The 21,170-nt window shown below is 54.4% G+C and carries 19 protein-coding genes; 9 read left to right on the plus strand and 10 right to left on the minus strand.

Features of this window, described 5'->3' with window-relative positions; translation table 11 throughout:
* The first annotated feature begins 235 nt into the window (after positions 1–235).
* Both MKZ07_RS30830 and MKZ07_RS30835 read left to right on the plus strand, forming a co-directional pair.
* On the plus strand, positions 236–808 hold the full coding sequence (locus tag MKZ07_RS30830) for a TetR/AcrR family transcriptional regulator (RefSeq protein ID WP_036696040.1): 573 nt from the start codon (positions 236–238) through the stop codon (positions 806–808).
* 200 nt (positions 809–1,008) lie between these two features.
* A complete protein-coding gene (locus MKZ07_RS30835; RefSeq protein ID WP_036696042.1) occupies positions 1,009–2,763 on the plus strand; it encodes an SGNH/GDSL hydrolase family protein in 1,755 nt (584 codons plus the stop codon).
* A 255-nt stretch (positions 2,764–3,018) separates the two neighbouring features.
* Here the strand turns inward: MKZ07_RS30835 and MKZ07_RS30840 are convergent, their stop codons facing one another.
* Positions 3,019–3,951 carry a glycosyltransferase family 2 protein gene (locus MKZ07_RS30840; RefSeq protein ID WP_036696044.1) on the minus strand — a complete coding sequence of 311 codons (933 nt, stop codon included), beginning with the start codon at positions 3,949–3,951 and terminating at the stop codon, positions 3,019–3,021.
* Between the two features lie 233 nt (positions 3,952–4,184).
* On the opposite strand from MKZ07_RS30840, the gene MKZ07_RS30845 reads away from it, so the two are divergent.
* Positions 4,185–4,910, plus strand: a complete 726-nt coding sequence (locus MKZ07_RS30845; protein WP_341029352.1) for a DsbA family oxidoreductase — start codon at positions 4,185–4,187, stop codon at positions 4,908–4,910.
* A 625-nt stretch (positions 4,911–5,535) separates the two neighbouring features.
* Here MKZ07_RS30845 and MKZ07_RS30850 read toward each other — a convergent pair.
* The 5 genes from MKZ07_RS30850 to MKZ07_RS30870 all read right to left on the minus strand — a co-directional run bounded on the left by MKZ07_RS30850 (position 5,536) and on the right by MKZ07_RS30870 (position 9,847).
* Positions 5,536–7,116 (minus strand): oleate hydratase, encoded by a 1,581-nt coding sequence (locus MKZ07_RS30850; RefSeq protein ID WP_076159182.1) that lies wholly within the window; start codon positions 7,114–7,116, stop codon positions 5,536–5,538.
* A 161-nt stretch (positions 7,117–7,277) separates the two neighbouring features.
* A complete protein-coding gene (locus MKZ07_RS30855) occupies positions 7,278–7,847 on the minus strand; it encodes a TetR-like C-terminal domain-containing protein (RefSeq protein ID WP_036696052.1) in 570 nt (189 codons plus the stop codon).
* 25 nt (positions 7,848–7,872) lie between these two features.
* Positions 7,873–8,268 (minus strand): hypothetical protein, encoded by a 396-nt coding sequence (locus MKZ07_RS30860; RefSeq protein WP_036696054.1) that lies wholly within the window; start codon positions 8,266–8,268, stop codon positions 7,873–7,875.
* Between the two features lie 24 nt (positions 8,269–8,292).
* On the minus strand, positions 8,293–8,808 hold the full coding sequence (locus MKZ07_RS30865) for a hypothetical protein (RefSeq protein WP_076159186.1): 516 nt from the start codon (positions 8,806–8,808) through the stop codon (positions 8,293–8,295).
* A 67-nt stretch (positions 8,809–8,875) separates the two neighbouring features.
* Entirely contained in the window at positions 8,876–9,847 is a 972-nt protein-coding gene (locus tag MKZ07_RS30870; RefSeq protein WP_036696058.1) for an RluA family pseudouridine synthase, read from the minus strand.
* A 177-nt stretch (positions 9,848–10,024) separates the two neighbouring features.
* Here MKZ07_RS30870 and recQ point away from each other — a divergent pair, with 177 nt between their 5' ends.
* The 5 genes from recQ (at position 10,025) to MKZ07_RS30895 (ending at position 16,750) form a co-directional block, all read left to right on the plus strand.
* Positions 10,025–11,851: a DNA helicase RecQ gene (gene recQ / locus MKZ07_RS30875; RefSeq protein WP_036696060.1), complete on the plus strand. Its 1,827-nt coding sequence runs from the start codon at positions 10,025–10,027 to the stop codon at positions 11,849–11,851.
* A gap of 15 nt (positions 11,852–11,866) precedes the next feature.
* Positions 11,867–13,885: a B12-binding domain-containing radical SAM protein gene (locus MKZ07_RS30880; RefSeq protein ID WP_341029357.1), complete on the plus strand. Its 2,019-nt coding sequence runs from the start codon at positions 11,867–11,869 to the stop codon at positions 13,883–13,885.
* Positions 13,886–14,267: 382 nt separating this feature from the next.
* A complete protein-coding gene (locus MKZ07_RS30885; RefSeq protein WP_063829034.1) occupies positions 14,268–14,777 on the plus strand; it encodes a GNAT family N-acetyltransferase in 510 nt (169 codons plus the stop codon).
* On the plus strand, positions 14,770–15,351 hold the full coding sequence (locus MKZ07_RS30890; RefSeq protein WP_036696066.1) for a nucleotidyltransferase family protein: 582 nt from the start codon (positions 14,770–14,772) through the stop codon (positions 15,349–15,351). The genes MKZ07_RS30885 and MKZ07_RS30890 overlap by 8 nt, the downstream gene beginning before the upstream one ends.
* Positions 15,352–16,036: 685 nt before the next feature.
* Positions 16,037–16,750, plus strand: coding sequence for a hypothetical protein (locus tag MKZ07_RS30895; protein WP_341029361.1), 714 nt, complete (start codon positions 16,037–16,039; stop codon positions 16,748–16,750).
* Between the two features lie 295 nt (positions 16,751–17,045).
* On the opposite strand, the gene MKZ07_RS30900 is transcribed toward MKZ07_RS30895, so the two are convergent.
* The 4 genes from MKZ07_RS30900 to MKZ07_RS30915 form a co-directional block, all read right to left on the minus strand.
* Positions 17,046–18,008, minus strand: a complete 963-nt coding sequence (locus MKZ07_RS30900; RefSeq protein ID WP_036696068.1) for an alpha/beta fold hydrolase — start codon at positions 18,006–18,008, stop codon at positions 17,046–17,048.
* Between the two features lie 85 nt (positions 18,009–18,093).
* Positions 18,094–19,062: a type I phosphomannose isomerase catalytic subunit gene (locus MKZ07_RS30905; protein WP_036696069.1), complete on the minus strand. Its 969-nt coding sequence runs from the start codon at positions 19,060–19,062 to the stop codon at positions 18,094–18,096.
* A gap of 65 nt (positions 19,063–19,127) precedes the next feature.
* On the minus strand, positions 19,128–19,727 hold the full coding sequence (locus MKZ07_RS30910) for a tRNA (mnm(5)s(2)U34)-methyltransferase (RefSeq protein ID WP_076160575.1): 600 nt from the start codon (positions 19,725–19,727) through the stop codon (positions 19,128–19,130).
* Entirely contained in the window at positions 19,727–20,683 is a 957-nt protein-coding gene (locus tag MKZ07_RS30915) for a TIGR01212 family radical SAM protein (RefSeq protein WP_036696094.1), read from the minus strand. The genes MKZ07_RS30910 and MKZ07_RS30915 overlap by 1 nt, the downstream gene beginning before the upstream one ends.
* Before the next feature lie 246 nt (positions 20,684–20,929).
* On the opposite strand from MKZ07_RS30915, the gene MKZ07_RS30920 reads away from it, so the two are divergent.
* Positions 20,930–21,103: a hypothetical protein gene (locus MKZ07_RS30920; RefSeq protein ID WP_179090500.1), complete on the plus strand. Its 174-nt coding sequence runs from the start codon at positions 20,930–20,932 to the stop codon at positions 21,101–21,103.
* Positions 21,104–21,170 lie beyond the last annotated feature (67 nt).

The following is a 21,170-nucleotide window of genomic DNA, read 5'->3' on the forward strand; positions in this document are numbered from 1 at the left end:
ATCCATACAATTAGTTTCGTGGTTGCATCCTTACTATCATACCCCAGAAAGAACAGCAATGGATACTCATTTGATGACATTTTGTGCGAAAGCGCGGCTTGCCGAAGGGGGAGGCTTGTGATATTTTCAAAAGATAAGGCTATACATTATCCTTCTATTTCCCGCTGAAACGGTACCGTTCCTTAAAAGGACGGCAAAGCGGTTTCCACTTGTTTACAGTAAAGGAGCATGACCTATGTCTATTGACCGTAAAGCTTTAATCCTGCAGGCTGCAACCCTGTCTTTTGTACAATTCGGCTATAAAGCTACGACGATGGATCAGGTATCCAGAATCGCCAATGTGGGCAAGGGCACGATCTATACCTTTTTCAAAACCAAGGAAGAACTGTTCGAGGAAATTCTGGGCAAGGCCACAGCTGAATTAACATCGGTGATGAGCCGTGTGGCTGCGCAGCAAACTTCCTTCGTGCATAAGCTGCTTCATCTGCTGGACTCCATTCTGGAGTTCCGCCTGGACCATGAGCTGTTCGTGAAGCTGGCGCAGGAGGTACGGGATATCGGTACGGCCCAGGCGCTCGAAGGCGTGAAGCGGATGGAGGGTTATGCGCTGGAGTTCCTGCAGCAGCAGATCGAGGAGGCCATCGGGAACGGAGAAGTGAAGGCCTGCGATGCCAGTGTGGCGGCGTTTATGATTCTGCGGATGTATCTGGCGCTGACCACGGAATGGAACAAATCCCATGAGCCGCTGGATCAGAACAAGATCAAAGAGCATATGATTCTGTTCATCTCCACCGGAATGCTGCAATAGAGACAAACTAACGAATTGTTGTAATAACTAAACAGAGTTTCAGGTTGTACGTTGAGCTGCTCCAGACCCCAGGCTATAATGAAATCGTTAATGCAGACTATTATGGCGCAGCTGAAGTCAAGAGCGGGCATGGCGGCGGATGAGAGCTGTCCTGCTCCTGATGAGTGAGAGCGCCTTCAGACAAAGTGAGGCTGATGGATATGGAAAAGTATAGCAACAGTACCGGGCTTGGCGGGCAGGAGGGTCCGGCGGCACCCCAAGATCCAGTGGAGCGCCGGGACGGCTTCTTCGTCATGTTCGAGACGGCGATTGAGGCAACCGCCCGGGCGGAGGGCAAGCCCTCGCAGGAGGTCTATCTGGAAGGCAATTATCTGATCGATAAAGCCAAATACATAGGCGGGGTTACGGATGAGCAGATGCTGGCGATGCTTAGAGACTGGACCGGCTTCCGCAAGCTGGTGCACAGCATTGGTGTATCTGTGAAGACGGGGGAGGAAGGGACAGCGGTCACTTTTCTCCTGCAGAATTGGGGCAGAACCAGCAAATATGAGACTGGCACGCAGCTGCGGGTCCCCTGCCCTGGCGATGGAACGGAAATCCTAGTGAAACTGGAGGAGACCGAATGGTCTGAGGAGGATGTGGCTCCCGGCAAATATGCCTTTGAGTTCAACAACGAGGGGGAACTGGCGACAGCGAGCATCGTTCTCTACCTTAATGACGGGTACACGGCACCTGAGCTGACAGCGGAACCTCCCGTAGACTTCGATTCGTCTGCTTATCGTGCAATGATTGCGAAGTCCCTGCTGCATGCGGGCAATAACCGGCGGCTGAAGCGGGCTATGGACAAGGCTGCAAGCGGCGAGGATGTGACGATTGCTTATATTGGCGGGTCTATCACACAGGGTGCAGGAGCCAAACCGATCCATACAGAATGCTATGCTTATCAGTCGTACTTGAGATTTAAGGAGTTATTCGGCAAGGACGGAGGAGAGAACATTCATTTCATCAAGGCCGGGGTTGGCGGGACGCCCTCCGAGCTGGGGATGATCCGCTATGAGCGGGATGTGTTGAGGGATAGTGTAGCCGCTCCTGACATCGTAGTGGTGGAATTTGCTGTGAATGATGAAGGGGACGAGACGAAGGGTAACTGCTTCGAGAGCCTCTGTCTCAAAATTCTGTCTGCCCCGAACCATCCTGCTGTCATCCTGCTGTTCAGTGTCTTCGTGAATGACTGGAACCTGCAGGACCGCCTCTCCCCGGTAGGCAGACGCTATAATCTCCCGATGGTCAGTGTCAAAGATGCAGTAACAGAGCAGTTCCGGCTGAGCAAGGCCGAAGGGAATATCATCTCCAAGCGGCAATTCTTCTACGATATTTATCACCCTACGAATGATGGGCACCGCGTAATGGCGGATTCCCTGGGCTACCTGTTCTCCGAAACCGCCCGGGCGGGGATGGATGAAGAGGGTGAGGATACGCTGACGGGTGCGCCTGTGCTCGGCAATGATTTTGCCCATGTCCGGCTGCTGGACCGCATAAGTGATCTGGGCAGCGCAGGTGCTGCGATTGCTATTGAAGCAGGCGGCTTCGACGGTACGGATGAGGAGCTGCAGCAGGTGGAGATGGATGCCAATCCGTTCGGCACTCCGCAATTCCCGCATAACTGGATGCACACGGCTGCGTCTGGTGAGGATCGCTTCAGGCTGACAATCACCAGCAAGAATCTGATCCTGGTCTTCAAGGATTCGGGCAGCCCGGATGTGGGCAAGGCGGAGGTCTATGTGGACGGCAAGCTGGTTCTGACGGCAGATCCGCATGTGAATAGCTGGACCCACTGCAACGCTGTGATTCTGTATAAGAATGAGCAGAGCGAGGAGCATGTGGTGGAGATCCGGATGGCGCCGGAGGATCAGGAGAAGTGCTTCACCATCCTGGGCTTCGGGTATACGGCCTAAGAACCAAGTAGGTAAAAGGGTGTCATCGGGGCAGCACTAAGCTGCTTCGGGGGCACCCTTTTTGCGATTTATCATTCGGATAAGGAGTAATGAGAGGTGGCGAGGGAAGTGGGGCGAATGTATGCGGAAAACCGAATACGAAGTAATGTGCTGACCAGAAGGTGTATGAACCGGATGTATGGGGCATAGGGCCTCATAACATCCTTGAACTGTTTGGTTCTGTGCACACTAGCGGTTTTTCGTGGAGTTCTGTGCCTAGTCCAGCATAAATTCCCTGTATTTATTCTTGCGGGGATTAAGCACGAACAGAATGCCGCTGGCGTAGCCGGAGACGGCATTGAAGTTCCGCTTGAGCGTAGACTTGACGGCGAGGTAAGACAAGGTCCAGAGCAGAGCTGCATAATTCTTCACGGGTGCTTTGCGCAGATTCAGCAGATAATAATGATTGACTGCGGTCGCCCGTGCGACCCGGCCTGCCTTGTCGCGCGAGCTGGGCGATTCATGATGCATGATTTTCAGCTCCGGGTTAATCACCAGCTTGCCGTATCTGCTCGCCAGATGGCACATATAGATATCGTCTGCTACTGCGTAGCTGGTCATCCAGGGGTACGGCTTCATATCCCGCAGCGCCGAGCTGCGGAAGGACATATTGCAGCCATGGAAGAAGTCCGTCTCAAAAATATTCTCCGTCTCCCCCCATAAGAGAAGAGACCCGGCCAGTGTGCTTGCCGACAGTCTGCCTGGCGAAGCCGACATTTGGCAGGTCAGCCTGCCGAGCAGCTTGCCCGATTTGCTGCTGGAGAGACCCTTGGCGATTCCGCCGACCCCGACAATGGACGGGTCTGAGGCATAGGTATCGAGCATCCGGCGGATATAGAACGAATCGTCCAGCTCCGCATCGTCATCGAAGCTGAGCAGAATCTCCCCGTCGATGAGCCCGAGGGCCTCGTAGCGGGAGAGCCAGACGCCGGGCTTGGTTTTGCGGTAATAACACAGGCTGGCATCTGGAAGACGCCCGAGCACCTCGCGGAAATACTCCAGCACCCGTTCTCCGATCTCGCCGTCGTCCACGATCAGCAGTTCGATGGAGACATCCTCCAGGCCGGTCTGCGCGCCGATGGATTCAATGCAGAGGGTCAGATCGCTGATCCGGTTACGCGTGGGAATGACTATAGACAGGTCATGCATACCGTTGACTCCTTTCGGGACTTCTTAGTTGCTCTAATTTTACCTGTCCGCCCGGGCGGACGTATATACCTCTTTCGTTTACTTTTCTCCCGGAAGCCAGCAGGGGAGAGAGTGTGCGGGGCATTTAGCGAGCAAGGATTGTTCAGAAAGTTTGTTTGTAATTTTCGGTTTTTAACTATATAATAGTAAGTGAATTGCAATACAAATACCATTACCATTCAGGAGGAATTCCCATGAGAATAGATATATGGTCTGATTATGCCTGCCCGTTCTGCTATATCGGCAAAAGACGGCTGGAGCACGCGCTGAGCCAATTCCCCGGCCGTGACCAGGTAGAGGTCGTGTTCCGCAGCTTCCAGCTGGACCCGAATGCACGCACCGATGAGACGAGAGATATCCATGAGCTGCTGGCCGGTAAATACGGCATGACCCGTGACAAGGCCAAGGAGATGAACGCACAGCTGGCCGAGCAGGCGCAGGGTGTGGGTCTGGAGTTCAATTTCGATACAATTCAGTCCACGAATACCTTTGACGCTCACCGCTTGAGCCATTATGCCGCTACTCAGGGCAAGGCTCCGCAGATGACCGAACGGCTGCTGCGTGCGTACTTCACCGATTCATTGAATCTGGGTGACCGCCAAGTGCTGGCTGAGCTGGCTGCCGAGGCCGGACTGGATCAGGCCAAAGTGGCTGAGGTGCTCGACAGTGAGGCTTATGGCGACCGGGTAGAGGCTGACATTGAAGTTGCCCGGCAGCTGAACATCACCGGCGTTCCGTTCTTCGTCTTCAATAATAAGTACGCAGTATCCGGCGCACAGCCGGGTCCGGTCTTTACTGAAGTGCTGGACACGGTATGGGCGGAGGAGCAGAAGGGTCCAGAGCTTCAGGTGGTCGGCCAGCCGAAATCCGGGGCTGCACCGTCTGATGACGGCTGCGATGACGGCTCCTGCAGCATCTGATTGTGATCAGAGGCAGGCTTGAAGTAAGCGTTGCTGCGTGCTGTGCCTGGACGAACGAGTCTGGTTACGGACTACAGTTCCGCTAATCGCGCCAAAAGGCCATTTTGGGCAGCTTGCCGGACTCTGAGGACGCTATGCAGAGGTTTTTTAAGCAAAATTGCAGGATATTCGGCACTTAAGCGCACTTGTGTCCGCAACGCTGCCGCAAAAGATGATTTGGTACAAATAAGCGCACTGGAGTCCGCCGCTGGAGTCTGTGTAACGTGATCCATCCAGTCAGGAGGCTTCGGCTAATCGGAAAAGGCTGTAAAATATGGAATTCCCGCCGTCACTGGACCTTCTTAGCAAGGTTGCAACAAATGGACGCACGAAACCCCCGCCGCATGAAATTCATGCAGCAGGGGTTTTTGTTGCTTACAGAGACCACAGGCCTGGCGCGGGAAACCGAACACAATCGCAGCTGCGTGGGCAAGTGGTCCAAATGTATGCGGAAAACCGAACATATTTGGACCGCCGCGGCTGTACATGTGTGAATCCGGCTGCCAGTCCGCGCGCCCAGCCCGCCGTCCTCAGAGGGCGGGCTCAACGTCCGGGCGGGCAACACCGCAGTAGCTGGATCAGGCCGTTACCGGAATGAGGTTATTAGACTGGAGAACAGTGTGCGGACATCGTTCTGGTACGCATTGATCGGCTCTACCGGGCGGTTCACGCCGAACAAGGTGTAGACGGCGATACGGGCGGCACGGACTGAATATTCTTCCGTGAAAACGATATCGTCCGGGATCTCGCAGTATTGGCTGATAAAGGCCAGGTTGGTGGAGCCTTCAGGCACTACCTGCGGCCGGTCGCTATTCAGGCGCGGCATGAACTGGGAGGTGATATATGGCATCATGCAAGGAATACAGTTGGCGGTAGCCATGATCTCTTCCTTATGCGCCTCGAAGTGCAGATGTCCGATCAGCTCCTCCATAATTTCTTCGCCGGTACAGTCGCACATTTTTTTGTGTACATAATCGCCGACCTTGTCCGGGTACAGGCCATATCCCCAGAAGACTTTGACATGCTCCGGCTGGTTGCGGAAATGTGGCTGGAAGGCCAGCACGACCGACATGAACCAACTGGAATCCTTGAACGTTACGAGTGCGCCGGTACCGGCCCGGTTGCGGGTGAACTTCTCCATCAGGTCGAAGAACTTCGAGTCCTGGAAGGTCACCGTGAAGGATTCCCATTTGGATTCATCCACATGATCGTCGAAGGAAGAAGGATTACCGAGACCTGGCTTCTTCGCGGCGATCGTCTCCCACAGCTTCCATGAGCTGCCCTTACCGTTCATCCCGGGAGCGGAGGTCATTGATCCGAGGCTGGAGCCTTCGGTCATCGAGCCGTTCGTCACAATGACCCGGTCACCTTCATTGACAGTAATGACATCCTCCACGCCATCGCGGACGACCTTCATCGCGGTTACTGTAATGCCGTCGCCATCTTTGAATTCCAGATCGGTTACCGTACATTTCAAGGTGAAATCTACGCCCAGCGGCTCCAGATATTGATGCAGCGGCAGAATAATCGAATCATATTGGTTGTATGGGGTGCGGGTTACGCCTTCAAGCGTTTGAATTCTAGGGAACTCGTGCATGAAGCGGAGCATATACCGCTTGAACTCAACCGCACTATGCCAAGGCTGGAAAGCAAAGGTGGTTGCCCACATGTACCAGAAGTTCGTCGTGAAGAAATGCGGTCCGAACCAGTCGTTAATCCGCAAGGTGCCCAGGGCTGGCTCCGGCGTAATGACCAGCTTGCCCATGGCCAGGCGGTCTGCCATATCGAAGCCCATTGAGGTGACATCCAGAACCTCACCCTTGCTGTTGATTAGCCGTGCCTGGCCGCGGGTTGGATTGGACTCGTCAAATTGAACGATTTCTTCCCGCAGCGTCATCCCCGGCTGGTCAATGGACGGAATGGTACTTAATAGCTCCCACAGGTTCTCATAGGTCTCATCGTTCAGCATGCGGCCGCCGCGAATGACATATCCATGCTCTGCATCGCCGGCTCCGTCATTGCTGCCGCCAAGGATCTTCATCTCTTCAATAATGTGAATGTTCTGTCCGGGAAAATTGCAGTCTCTAACCAGATAGGCCGCACCCGCAAGGGATGCAATGCCACCGCCTACGAAATATACCTGCTCGTTACCGTACTCTTTTTTCACTGATTACCGCCTCCATAGATTTGCTTGAATACTGGACCTGAACCGAGTGTAATCCAGTCCCGCCCTGGAGGGTATCATCAAAGCGTATGATCTGTATAAAATTTGGACATATGGAACAAAGTGTAACGTTTTTGGGCAAAAAAAAAGCCGTAACCCTGAGGTTACGACAAAATGTTCTCATATTTATACAGCGCCTTCAGGAAGTTCCCTTCGATCAGGACGCTCAGCTTCTCAATCATCGGCCCCGGCGGCTCCTGCATCCCGTCCTGCATCCACTGAATGATCAGTCCGGTGAAGGCCAGTGTGTAAAAGTTGGCGATGAACTGCTTATCCGGCGTCCCGACATTCAGCCCGGCGGCCAACTCGTTGATGACGCCCATGACGAGATCACTCGTCACCTCATACAGATACGCATCCAGATGCCTCCGTCCGAGGGAGTCCAAGGTGTTGCAGCAGAAGGCCTTATTGTTCTCGATGTAGCAGAATATCCGGTAGAATCCGTCGGTCCACGTGCTGTAGCTGCGGTACTGGGCAATGCTCTCGACAGCCTCCGTCTTGTAGATCCAGCCCAGCAAATCATAGATATCCTGAAAATGATAATAAAAGGTCTGCCGGTTCACGCCGCAATCCTCAACCAGATGCCGGACGGAGATTTTGTTCAGCGGAAGATGGGCCATCAGGTCCTTGAGTGAGCGTGCGAGCGCATTTTTGGTCAGCAGGGAATTGGACATAAGGGTCATCAGCTCCTAACAGGAATCAGCGTTTGCGCCAATAGTGTATCAGCAGGCGGCCGCCCTCGGCGATAAGACCCAGAGCGAAGCCGCCTGCTGTAAACAGGCCGAAGGACAGAAAGCCTGCAAGATCCTCGAAGCCCGACATTTCACGGTAAGTGTACATGTACATCAGGAAGAGTCCCGCCACAGTTCCAGCGCTTGAGAAAATCCACACAAGCTGCGCACCCAACCAGCCGAATCCGTTGACTATACCGGAGATTACAATGGCAAGGAGGGCCCAGCGTAGGGCAAGAATAAAGTTGAAAGGCTCACCTAACCACAGATACCGGTGCAGAATCAGCAATAGCCATAGCAGCAGCGCGTAACCGGCAGACCATGCCAGCCAGCGGCCCGTCCGGGCAGGAGGCAGGAAATTCATTATCAGCTCACCCCATGTATAGCGTTATACCTCTTCCAGTTCTTCGGCGCTCTGCAGCAGGAACTTCAAGAGGTTCGGAAGGTCTTCCATTTGCTCTTCGGTAATTTGCCGTTTGAATTGCAGTTCAACACAGTTGTTGTACGTATCTGCCGTCTGTCCATAGCGGAAGCTGAGCGATTGCACAGGCTGGAATTCAGGTCCCCAGATTCGGGTCAGAATCTCTTCAATCGTGGGGCACTGCTCATTCACATCTTCAATCTCCAGATAAAAGCGTAAGAAAAGACTGCATCCCGGATCGCTGCCCGGCGTCTCCAGAATCTCATCGCCAAGGTCCTTCACTGTAGACTGGAGCAGAATCTCGGACGTCACATTCAGGCCTCCGGTCAGCTTGAACGCGAGGCTGAATTCACGCGACATCAGCGCGAGATTGAGCAGATCAGACCGGTCTGTTACAACTAGAACCCCATCCAGATTGTCGTAGTCATAGATCTGGTTCTCCAGGGCGATTTTGATATTGTCAAAAACAGTAGGGTGGAACAAGAGCGGCACCTTCTATCGTTTCTCTATATTATATTATGATCTGCTGTCGGCACTCACAGCTTAGGGATTAGTTCGTAGGTGCCGGTGCTGTGTATTTCAGAAAAGTCTTCGGAATCGCGCTCTCAAACGTCAGAATGTCGCCTGTGGTCGGATGAACGAATGAGAGCACACGGGCATGCAGACCGAGACGGCCGACTGCCTTAGTCTCTGCGCCGTACTTCTTGTCCCCGGCAATCGGATGGCCGATGTCGGACATGTGAACACGGATCTGATTCTTCCGTCCGGTCTCCAGATGCACCTCCAGCAGGGAGAAGTGGCGGTTCGCCTGGATCAGCTTATAACGGGTTACGGCATGCAGCCCGTCTCCCTCATGCGGACTGGAGTACATCTTCAGCGTGGAGGTCTCCTTCAGCCAGGAGCTGATCGTGCCCTCGGATCTCTTAACGGCGCCTTCCACCAGAGCCACGTAGGAGCGTTCCTTGACGGTCTCCTTCCAGCTGTTCTGGAGGGACTGCTGAATCGCCTCGCTTTTGGCAAACATCATGACGCCCGAGGTATCACGGTCCAGCCGGTGCACCACATAGACGCGGTTCTTCGGATTGCTCAGGCGGACATGCTCCATCAGCTGGCGGTAAGCCGTCAGTTCATTATCTTCTCCAGTTGCGATGGACAGGAGCCCCGCATCCTTCTGAATCACGATAATATCGTCATCCTCATGGACAATGGTCAGTCCCAGCATCTCCTTGGCTTCAGCAGGCTTCTCCTGGTCAATCGTCACGGTCTGGCCTGGATGGAGCAGATGGTTATGCTTGGTCACCGGTTTGCCGTTCACAGCAACCTGTCCGCGGGAGAGCATGGATTTGATTGAGTTGCGCCCCTTATTCGTAATCGTCTTCAGCAGAAAAACAAGCAGCTCCGCAGGTTCGGCTACCGTATAGGATTTGGGTGCAGCTGCCGGCTTGGCCGGGGCTCCGGATCTTGTTCCCTGTTTATGGTTAGAGGTTCTGTTCCCCTGATTTCTGGTTCTTCTTGTATTCATGACCGCATTCTCCGTCCTTTAATAGGTTACTCCTCAATATACCATGGGCCGTGAAGAAATACTACGGAAGGGATGGGGTCCCGGCAGGAGAGCGATGATATCTGCTTCAGGCGGTTGCTTGGCAGCCGGTTGCCCGGTAAACTAAAAGGTAGAAAGCCTTAAGGAGTTTGAATAGACATGGAGATGCAAGGATCATTAATGGAGCAGGCTCAGGCCGAGCTGCAAAAATATTACGGTTATCCCGATTTCCGGGACGGCCAGAAAAAAATTGTGAACAATCTGCTGGAAGGCCGCGATACGCTTGGCATTCTGCCTACCGGAGGCGGTAAGTCCATCTGCTATCAGGTTCCGGCGCTGCTGCATCCGGGGCTTACCCTGGTCGTCTCCCCGCTGATCTCCCTGATGAAGGATCAGGTGGATGCTCTTACGACAGCAGGGATTCCCGCTGCTTATATCAACAGCACCCTGAGCGGCAAAGAAGTGAATGAGCGCATCCGTGCGGCCCGCCGCGGCGACTTGAAGCTGCTCTATGTAGCTCCCGAGCGTCTGGAGCTGGACTGGTTCCGCCTGGAGATGGCGGGACTGAATATCTCCTGCGTAGCTGTCGATGAGGCGCACTGCGTCTCGCAGTGGGGCCATGACTTCCGCACCAGTTATCTGGCGGTCTCCCCGTTCGTGGAGCAGCTGCCGCAGCGTCCGATTCTGGCGGCCTTCACCGCTACGGCTACCCCGGAGGTTATGGAGGATATGGTCCGGCTGCTACGCCTGCGCGAGCCGGGCGTCTTCATGACCGGACTTGGCCGTGACAACCTGGCGATGTCCGTGCTGCGCGGAGAGAACAAGCGAGAGTTCGTGCTGGATTACGCGGCTCAGCATGCCCATCAGCCTGGCATCGTGTATGCCGCCACCCGCAAGGAGGTGGATGATCTCTACCAGCGCCTCCAGGCCGCAGGCATCACGGCGGGGCGCTATCATGCCGGAATGAACGACCAGGAGCGGGCGGACAGCCAGGAAGGCTTCCTGTATGACGATATCCGTGTCATGGTCGCTACGAATGCCTTCGGGATGGGGATCGACAAGTCTAACGTGCGTTATGTCATTCATTACAATATGCCGAAGAACATGGAGGCCTATGTTCAGGAGGCGGGCCGTGCCGGGCGTGACGGGGAGCCGAGCGATTGTATCCTGCTGTTCAGTGCGCAGGATATCATGACCCAGAAATTCCTGATTGAGCAGAACCCGCAGGACCCGGAACGCAAAGCCAACGAATACCGCAAGCTCCAGCAGATGATTGAATACTGCTATACCACCCGCTGCCTGCGCAGTGCACAGCTCGACTATTTCGGCGAGAGCCATGACGATGATCACTGCGGGATCTGCAGCTCCTGTACTGATGAGCGTGAGCTGGTGGATATCACCGTAGAAGCGCAGAAGATCTTCTCCTGCATCCACCGGATGCGGGAGCGTTACGGCGTGGCGCTGGTCTCATCCGTGCTGAAGGGCTCGCGTAACCAGAAGGTGCTGCAATACGGCTTCGAGCAGCTGCCAACTCACGGCGCTATGTCCAGCCGCAGTGAGAAGGAGATTACCGAGATCATCAATATGCTGATCTCGGAAGGATATCTGGCCTTGTCCGAAGGCCAGTATCCGGTGGTCCGGCTGCAGCCGCTGGCAGCAGAGGTGCTGCGCGGCCAGCGCCAGGTGCATCAGCGCGTAGCCCGCACGCTGGTCACCTCCGGCACGCGGGACCGCAGCCGCTCGCGTGATACTTCACCGTCTGCGGTCAATGAGACGGTGTTCGAACAGCTGCGCCTGATCCGCCGCGAGCTGGCGGGGCGCGAGCATGTGCCGTCGTACATCATTTTCAATGATGCGACGCTGCGTGAGATGAGCGTGGTCTGTCCGCAGACGGAATCGGAGATGCTGAGGGTGAAGGGTGTCGGTGAAGTGAAGTACCGGAAGTACGGCAAGGCCTTCCTGGAGTTTTTTCAAAATGACATGTAAAGAAGGTTATAAGGCATGAGAATCATCCTGGCCACATTAAATGCCAAATATATTCATACGTCGCTTGCGATCCGGTTGCTGAAGGCGTATAGCGAGCATGAGTTCAAGGATATCCTTTTGGCGGAATATACCATCAAAGATCCCGCGATGAATATCGTGTCTGACCTTTTTCAGAAGCAGCCGGATGTGATCGGCTTCTCCTGTTATATCTGGAACATCGAGGAGACCATCAAGCTGGTCGGAATTCTCAAGCAGGTCATGCCGGAGGTCAAGATTGTGCTGGGCGGGCCGGAGGTATCCTATGAGCCGCTCTACTGGATGAAGCGGGAGGCCGGAGTAGACTTCGTCGTGAACGGTGACGGGGAAGAGACCTTCCACCATCTGCTGCAGGAGATCCGGGATGAACATAAGTACCATTTCGTATATGGTGCGGCTTACCGCAAGGGTGAAGAGCTGATCGTCAATCCTCCCCGTCCCAAAAGCGATCTCAACACTCTGCCGACCCCGCACCGCTTCGCGGAGGATCTGCCGGAGCTGAGCAAGCGTATCGTTTATTTTGAGACGAGCCGGGGCTGTCCCTTCAACTGCCAATTCTGCCTGTCCAGCATTGAGGTGGGCGTGCGTTATTATGATATCGAACGGGTGAAGTCCGATCTGCTCTATCTGATTGAGGGCGGGGCCAAGGTGATCAAGTTCCTGGACCGCACATTCAATATCAACCGCAATTATGCGATGGAGATGTTCCAGTTCCTGATCGACAATCATCAGGGCTGCGTGTTCCAGTTCGAGATTACCGCTGATATTATGCGTCCCGAGGTGCTGGATTTCCTGGCGCAAAACGCCCCGCCGGGCGTCTTCCGCTTCGAGATCGGCGTTCAGTCGACGAATGATGAGACCAATGAGCTGGTCAAGCGCCGCCAGAACTTCACCAAGCTGTCGCGCACTGTGATGAAGATTAAGGCCAGCGGCAACATCGACCAGCATCTTGATCTGATCGCCGGACTGCCGATGGAGGATTACGCCACCTTCCGCAAGACCTTCAATGACGTCTTCGCCATGGAGCCGGAGGAGCTGCAATTAGGTTTCCTCAAAATGCTGCGCGGTACCGGGCTGCGCGCCCAGGCTGCCAAATATGACTATACGTATATGGAGCATGCACCATACGAAATTCTCAGCAGCCATGTTATGCCGTTCGCCGATATTATCCGGCTCAAGCGGCTGGAGGATGTGCTGGAGAAGTACTGGAACAGCCAGCGGCTGGCTCATTCGGTCAAGTATTTGATCCGACATGTGTTCCCGTCTCCGTTCGACTTCTTCCAGGAGTTCGGGGACTACTGGGAAGAACGGGGCTGGCAGAAGATCGGGCATCAGTTGGAGGATCTGTTCACCCGGCTGCAGGACTTCCTGACGGACCGGGGCACGGCCTCCATGGACATTGTCACCGGCCTGATGAAGCTGGACTACTTCCTCGCCCACAAGTACAAGCCCCGCAAGATCTGGTGGGACGATGTGCTTGATAAAGCGGAGTGGGCGAAGCACCTGAAGCAGATCGCCAGTCAGCCGGAGCTGATCTCGGCCAAGCTGGCGGAAGCCGGACTTAGCGAGCGGGAGCTCCAGAAGTTCATCGTGCTCGATGAGCTGCCGTTCCGCCTTGCGCCGGTGCTGGAATCGATCAGCGGGCTTCGCTATGACGGGGAGCTTGGCGCTGAGGCGGGTGCCGAAGCGGGTGCTGATGCCGGGAACGGGAACGGGAACGGGAACGGGAACGGGAACGGGAACGGGAACGGGAACGGCCGGGAGATACACGCGGCGGTTACAGCATCGGCCCCGGCAGAACGCGGGGGAGCTGGAGCGGGCGGCGTGGCCGCTACTGAGGCAGATCTTCTGCCTACTGTGGCAGCAGTGGCTGGTGGTGTGCCAGCGGCGGTCCTTAACGATCCGCACCCTGGGGCAAGCGATGGCCGCACGCTGCTGGTCATTCTGTATCAGCAGGACGAGAGCCAGCGGGCGCAGTATTACGCTTTGCCTTTGTAGGTTAGGGACCCTGGTTGCACCGGACATGGGCTGATGTGTGCGAAAAACCGACCACATTCAGCGCTGCGTGGGTGCGTGGACCAAATGTAATCGAAAAACCGACCACATTCGGCGTCGCGCAGGCACGTGGACCAAATGTAATCGAAAAACCGATTACATTCAGCGCTGAGTGGGCACGTGGGCCAAATGTAATCGAAAAACCGACCACATTCGGCGTCGCGCGGGCACGTGGTCCAAATGTAATCAAAAAACTGAATACAATGAGCGAGATTACAGGTGCGTGTTCCGATAACCTGCGCAAACTGAACTTTTGCGGAAAGAAGGACTTCTGAGTTAGTTACCTACGGGGGGAATACAGTTGAGTCAGGGGCAGCACATATCATTGTTTAGGTACGGTGACGAGTATGGGGAGCAATTCAAGGACCAGTTACTTGGCTTTAAGCTTCCAGCGGAGCAGTTGCAGTTCACTGGACTGCCGGAGGAGACGCTTCAGGATATCAAGGAGGATACCGGTAAGGAGGGAGTGGTCATTGCCTGCGGAGAACAGGCGGTGGGCTTCTTCATCCTCCACACTGGTGAGGGCATAGCCGATTTCTTTCCTGACTATGCCGATGCAGTTCTGCTGCGCGCTTTCCTGATGGACCATGCCAGCCAGGGCCGTGGGTTCGCTAAAGCAGCAATGTTGCTGCTGCCGGATCTTGTCCGCCGCCACTACCCTGAAGCCCGGCAAATTGTGCTGGCTGTGAATGAATGCAATACCGCCGCCAGTCAGCTATATCTTGGGGCCGGATTTCAGGATCATGGTCTGCGGCGGAGCGGAAGCAAAGGAACACAGCTGATTTTGCAATATCGGCTATCCTCTGAGCCTGTTGAGGCTTCTGCTGATGCATGAGGGGGATGTACTGCATAACCGTCTTATGGAGCTATTCACCCGAGATACACTGCTAATGGATATTTTCAAGCGTGCCCAAGGTCTGGCTCCAGTTCCTTACTACATTGGCGCAGGATGCCTGGTGCAAACAATATGGAATGAATTTACCGGACGGTCGCCGGGATACGGAATCAGTGACATCGATATTATCTACTATGATGCAGCTGATCTGAGTTATGCTGCTGAGGATAAGGTGGTTGCGAAGGGCAGAGAGCTTTTTGACGGCGTTCCCCTTCCGGTCGATCTCAAGAATCAGGCCCGCGTTCATCTGTGGTATCCGCAGAAGTTCGGTGTGGAAATCCCACCCTACCTCTCCCTGGAAGCAGCAATCGACAGTTGGCCGACTACAGTGACCTCGCTGGGAGCAAGGCTTGAGCTGAATGGTGAATGGAAGATTTATGCCCCATTTGGTCTGGAGGATTTATTTCATTTAATTCTACGGCCCAACAAAGCACTGATCAGCGAGAAGATCTACGAAGCGAAGACGCAGAAATGGAAGTCCAAATGGCCGGAGCTTACAGTGGTTCCTTGGTAGAATATATGTAAAGTTGGGGGGGATATAAGTGACGCAATTTTATCTTATCCGCCATGGTGAACCACAGTAGGATGTTAATGGCAGCCTGACTTAACCTCTGAATATGATTCATTGGAGCGGCTTGCAGAGCTAGCGAGCGATTATGATGCTCATCGTGGAGTCTATCCTCCCGGTGAAACTAAGCTTTGGGAATCTAAGGAATTGCTGAGGAACCGTGTGGGTGAACACCTAATTGTATTTATCCTTCTCCAGTGTTACGATCAATAAAGAGATGCCAGTAAAGGAGCATAAACACCATCATGTGGATTACTTTGTAAGTGTGAATGAACTGAAGGACGGGCCGGTAATAGTGGGGATCACTATGCTATTAGGCATGTCTTTCTGTCAACTTACAGGGTATGCAGGGTGAATGGTTCGTATACCGACTTCTGCGGATACCTAGGGGTATCCTTTTTTGTTGCCGGAAATAGCATCTATATGGCTCTTTACCTGCCTATCCTCCTAATGAGTGAACGGGGGAACGATATATGAAACAACCGAAATTAGTCTTAGTCGAGGGTTTACCCGGCTATGGGAAGTCCACAACGGCACAGCTGGTTTACGAAATTCTTACGGAGATGAATGTGAGCGCTCAGCTTGTCCTGGAAGGGAATCTGGATCATCCCGCTGATTATGATGGAGTTGCTTGCCTTACCAAGCAGAATATGATGAGCTGTCGAGAATCTGCGGCGGGAATTCGGGGGAAGTATTAAGCGCGCACACTACCTGTCAAGACAACAATTATCTGGTCGGATACCGGAAAATAATAAATGCTTACGGTCCTCTCCTTCCGAAGGAATGGATGGACAGATTGACCCGAAAGGATGTATATGAACTGCCGCTGGCTCAGCACAGGAAGCTGATTACAGCAAGGTGGAGGCAGTTTACGGAGAGTGCCTTACGGGGGCCGGATACGTATGTGTTTGATTGCTGTTTTATTCAGAATCCTGTGACTATGGGGATGATCAGGCACGATGCAGCCGAAGCCGAGGAGTACATGATAAGCTACATTCAGGAGTTGGAGGCCATTATTAAGCCATTGAACCCGCTACTGTTTGTTATTGAACAGGACGATCTGGAGCAGGCTTTCCGCAAAGCTGTCCACGGGAGACCCCTGGAGTGGTCGGATGGGTTCATCGAGTATTACACCTCACAGGGATATGGCCTGAGACAGGGATTCCAGGGCTTAGAAGGTACGCTGGAGGTACTTAAGAGCAGAAGCAAGCTGGAAGATAACATATACAACCTGTTAAGCTTGAATAAGACAAAAGTAAATAATTCTGCGTATGCGCTGGGGGTCTATAAGCAAGTTTTGAAGGATAGGCTGGTCGCCTGGCGTAATCACTCTGCAGGTTCTTAACCTGCACAATCCAAAGAGAGGCATCCCGTACCTGACGGAGTGCCTCTCTTTGGTTAAGATATAGAATTTCTATGTTTCACACGACAACTTATCCTTCTATTTCCCGCTGAAACGGTACCGCCCTTTAAAAGGCGGTGCTTACAACTGAATACAATGGCTGGTACAAGGCATATGGACCAAATGTATGTGGAAAACAGCATACATTACGCTCGCAAGCAGGCACACGGCCCAAATATATGTGAAAAACAGCATACATTGTGTTCTATGCCATTGAACCTGGTGGGGACTGTAAAAATTAATCCGCCGTAGGCTGAAGCCACATGGATTCGGCAGGCAGGTGGCGGGCGAGCCAGTCCAGCACATCGGCCGTGACCTCATCCCGGTTGACCTCGTTCAGCATCTCATGCCGGCCTCCCGGATATAGCTTGCATTCTACATCCTGAAGCCCCTGCTTCCGATATAACTCAGCCAGACGCTTCACCCCTTGACCATTCGATCCCACAGGGTCCTTCTCACCCGCGAACAGGTAGACCGGCTTGTCGCTGCATAAGTGCTGAAGAGTGGACCTGGTATGAAGCTCCCGCAGCATATGGAAGAAATCACGGAAGAAGCGGGTAGTGCAGATCGCCCCGCAGTACGGGTCGGCAATGAAGTGGTCCACCTCCTCCGGGTCGCTGCTGAGCCAGTCAAAAGCTGTCCGGACCGGAGAAAAGGAGCGGTTATACGTACCGAAGACCATTCCGTTCAGCAACACGCTGCGGTGGTGATCTCCCTGGAGCCTTAACTGCACCTTCGACAGGGACTCCGCCAGCCGCAGCATACTCCGGGGACCGTTGGTGCCGCTGAGGATGAAGCCGCTATAGATCTCGTGGCCTTCCTCGCACATCAGCTTCTGAGCCAGAAATGAGCCCATGCTGTGCGCGAACAGGAAGATGGGCACATGCTCATGCCGGGAGCAGGCGAGCTCTGCAAGCTCAAGGAGATTGCGCCGCATCCAGTAGAAGCCGTTCTCCCCGCTGTCGCCGAGCAGGTTGACTCTGCCGGCAGTAAGGCCATGTCCCCGGTGGTCATTGGCATATACGGCATAACCGGCTGCGGTGAGCGCCGAAGCGAACCGGGCATACCGCGCAGCCGTCTCACACATACCGTGTGCGATCTGCACAATCCCCCGGATCTCCGTTCCCGCGTCCGGCAGCCATTCATAGACATGGATTTTGACATCTAAGGGATCAGTCATGGTAAAAGTGTTCTCAGTCATCGCCTGTCCTCCTGAAAGTGAAATTCAGCATTCTTAGCGTAAAGAGTACCTGTTGCTTCTGATCCAAGTAACGCAGTCCGGCTGGTTAAGGCAGATAAGAGCGCAGCACTGTAGATTGTCCTTCAATGCTGTAAGCGCCGAGGCTGGACGGAAGCAGATAGCATTCGCCCGCTGCATATGGCTGGGAGCCGCCCTCCCAGATCAAATGGCCGCTGCCCTCGCAGATTACCAGAATGGTGAAGCTGTCATCCGTGGTGGCGAGCTGCCATTCGCCGGACACCAGTCCTTTTTCCACGATAAAATAAGGCGAGGAGGCAATTCTAAGCCATTCCCCGGCCACAGCACCATCTGTCTTCATCGAAGTCGCGCCTGCTCCCTCATAGGCAGTCACATTCAGGGAATCCTCGATATGCAGCTCGCGCGGCTTCCCGTCCAGACCCGGACGGTCATAATCGTAAATCCGGTATGTAGTGTCAGAGTTCTGCTGGATCTCTGCTACAACGACTCCTGCACACAATGCATGTACAGTCCCGGCAGGGATATAGAAGGAGTCACCGGCAGCTACAGTCACTTCCTGCAGGCTGTCCATAACCGTTCCATTCTCCAGCGCGTCCTTCAGCATCTCGCGGGTGACGCCTTCCTTCAGGCCGTAGATGATTTTGGCGCCCGGCTTGGCGTCCAGCACGTACCACATTTCGGTTTTGCCCAGCTCTCCCTTGGGAAGTCCGGCATAATCATCCGTAGGGTGAACCTGTACGGAGAGGTTATCGTTGCAATCCAGCAGCTTGATCAGCAGTGGGAATCTTCCGCCTTCTTCCGTAATTCCCTTGCTGCCGAACCACTCGTGCCCGAACTGCTCACGGATGGCATCAAGGCCTTGTCCGGCAAGTTCGCCGTTGACTACAGAGGAGGTGCCGTTCGGATGATCGGCAATCATCCAGCCTTCGCCGATATGGCCTTGCGGCAGATCCAGGCCGAATTTCTCCAGCGCCCGGCCTCCCCAGACACGTTCTTTGAACTCCGGCTGAAATTTCAGAGGATATGGTTTCGTCATTACAACATCTTCCTTCCTGATAATAAGATGATCTTCAGTTACAAGGGGCTCACTGTCTTCAGGTGTTAGCCCCTTTGTCTCTTCTCTACAGCTACAACATATGGTGCAGACTCGCGCTGAAGCTGCCGGTACACGATGGTCTGCGCGTCCTGCTGGGCCAGTCCGGCGGCCCAGGCTTCGACAGCGGCGGCTTCGCTGCCGCCGCCTTCGTGGCCGGGATACAGCACGGCCGTGATGATCCCGCCCGGGCGAAGCAGCGCAAGCGCCGCCTCCAGCGCGGCCAGCGTGCTCTGCGGCTCGGTGATGATGGTCTTATCGGCATCGCCTGCAGGCAGATAGCCGAGGTTGAACATCACCGCCGCAACCGTTCCGCGCCAGGCTGGCGGAACGGCTTCAGCCATGGCTGCATGGCTCTGCAGCAGCAGCGTCACGGGAGCCAGCGCAGCCGGCGCTTCCTCCCGGGCCAGCCGCAGGCGCTCGCCGGCAAGAGCCAGCGCCTGCGGCTGGATGTCGAACCCGTACACCCCGCCGCGCGGCCCGGCCGCCTTGGCGAGGAACAGGGTGTCGGCGCCGGTTCCCACGGTGGCGTCTATAGCCAGTCCGCCCGTCGAGAGCCGCTCAGCGGTCAGCTTATGGGCGAAGCTAAGGACAGACAGGAAGCCCATCAGCCCTTCCTCCAGTACTTACCCTGCCAGGTGTCCCTGGCAACCAGTTCCTGGTCAATGGCATTCAGCACTTCCCATTTCTTGAGGCTCCACATCGGGCCGATCAGGGCATCGCGCGGGGCATCACCAGTCAGCCGGTGGACGATCATGTCCGGCGGCAGAATTTCCAGCGAATCGGCGATGAGCTTCACATATTCATCCTGCTCCAGGAATCTCAGCAGCCCGGCTTCGTACTGCTTCACCATCGGCGTTTTGCGCATGAGGTGAAGCAGGTGAATTTTGATTCCCTGAACCCCCATATTGGCTACAGCAGCTACAGTCTCCAGCATCATCTCATGTGTTTCCTGAGGCAGCCCGTGAATGATGTGAGTACACACCCGGATGCCGTGACGGCGGAGCTTGGCAACAGCTTCAGTATAGCAGGCGGTATCATGTGCGCGGTTAATCAGATCCGAAGTGGACTGATGAATGGTCTGAAGCCCCATCTCCACCCATAGATAGGTGCGCTGGTTCAGCTCCGCGAGATACTCCACTACATCATCCGGGAGGCAGTCCGGGCGGGTGGCTATGGCTAGGCCGACAACCCCGGGCTGCTGCAGAATGACTTCATAATATTCCCTTAGCTCCTCGACTGGAGCATACGTATTGGTGTAGGCCTGGAAGTAGCCGATATATTTGGCATTCGGCCATTTCTGATGCTGGCGGTCGCGGATATGGTTGAACTGGGTGACCAGATCATCCCGTCGGCTTCCGGCGAAATCGCCTGACCCTCTGGCACTGCAGAACGTACAGCCTCCTTTGGCGATGGAACCGTCACGGTTCGGACAGGTGAAGCCCGCATCGAGCATGACCTTGAACACCTTGGTATCCATCTGCCCGCGCATTTCGTAGTTCCAGGTATGGAACCGTTTATCCCCCCACAGAAGCGGAGAGGAGGCTTGTTGAAGATTAGACATGTGCAGCTCCTTTCATTAACCTTCCCATTGTATCAAAAATCCGTGATGAACGTAACAATCCCTCCCGGAATTCCGCCGAAAAAAAAGCTGAGAATAGGCTGTGATTTACCGCGAATTGGCTTGAAAATGCTTACACATTATGTTATATTTAAAGTGTTAAAAAAGCCGCTGCAGCAACCACAATCATCTGCTTGAATTCATAATTTCGTGTCGTCCGGTCCATACTAAACCTTAGAGGTGATAACGATGAATTCTCCAACGGTATTTGCTGATAACAAAGGTTCGATTGATGTGCAGCTGACTCCCGATGAAGCTCTCGCCCTGACAGGCGTAGAATTCAACGGCAACCACAAGATCAAGACAGAAGCGCAGCGGAAGATCCGCAATGCGTTCGAGAAGACCTTCGAGTTCGATAAATAAATGGCAGTCCGCTGAACGGCGGGCCGGTAATGCAGATACAAGACGCACGGAACTTTCGACCAGTCCA

The organism is Paenibacillus sp. FSL P4-0338 (assembly GCF_038002365.1).
Taxonomy (GTDB): domain Bacteria; phylum Bacillota; class Bacilli; order Paenibacillales; family Paenibacillaceae; genus Paenibacillus_AQ.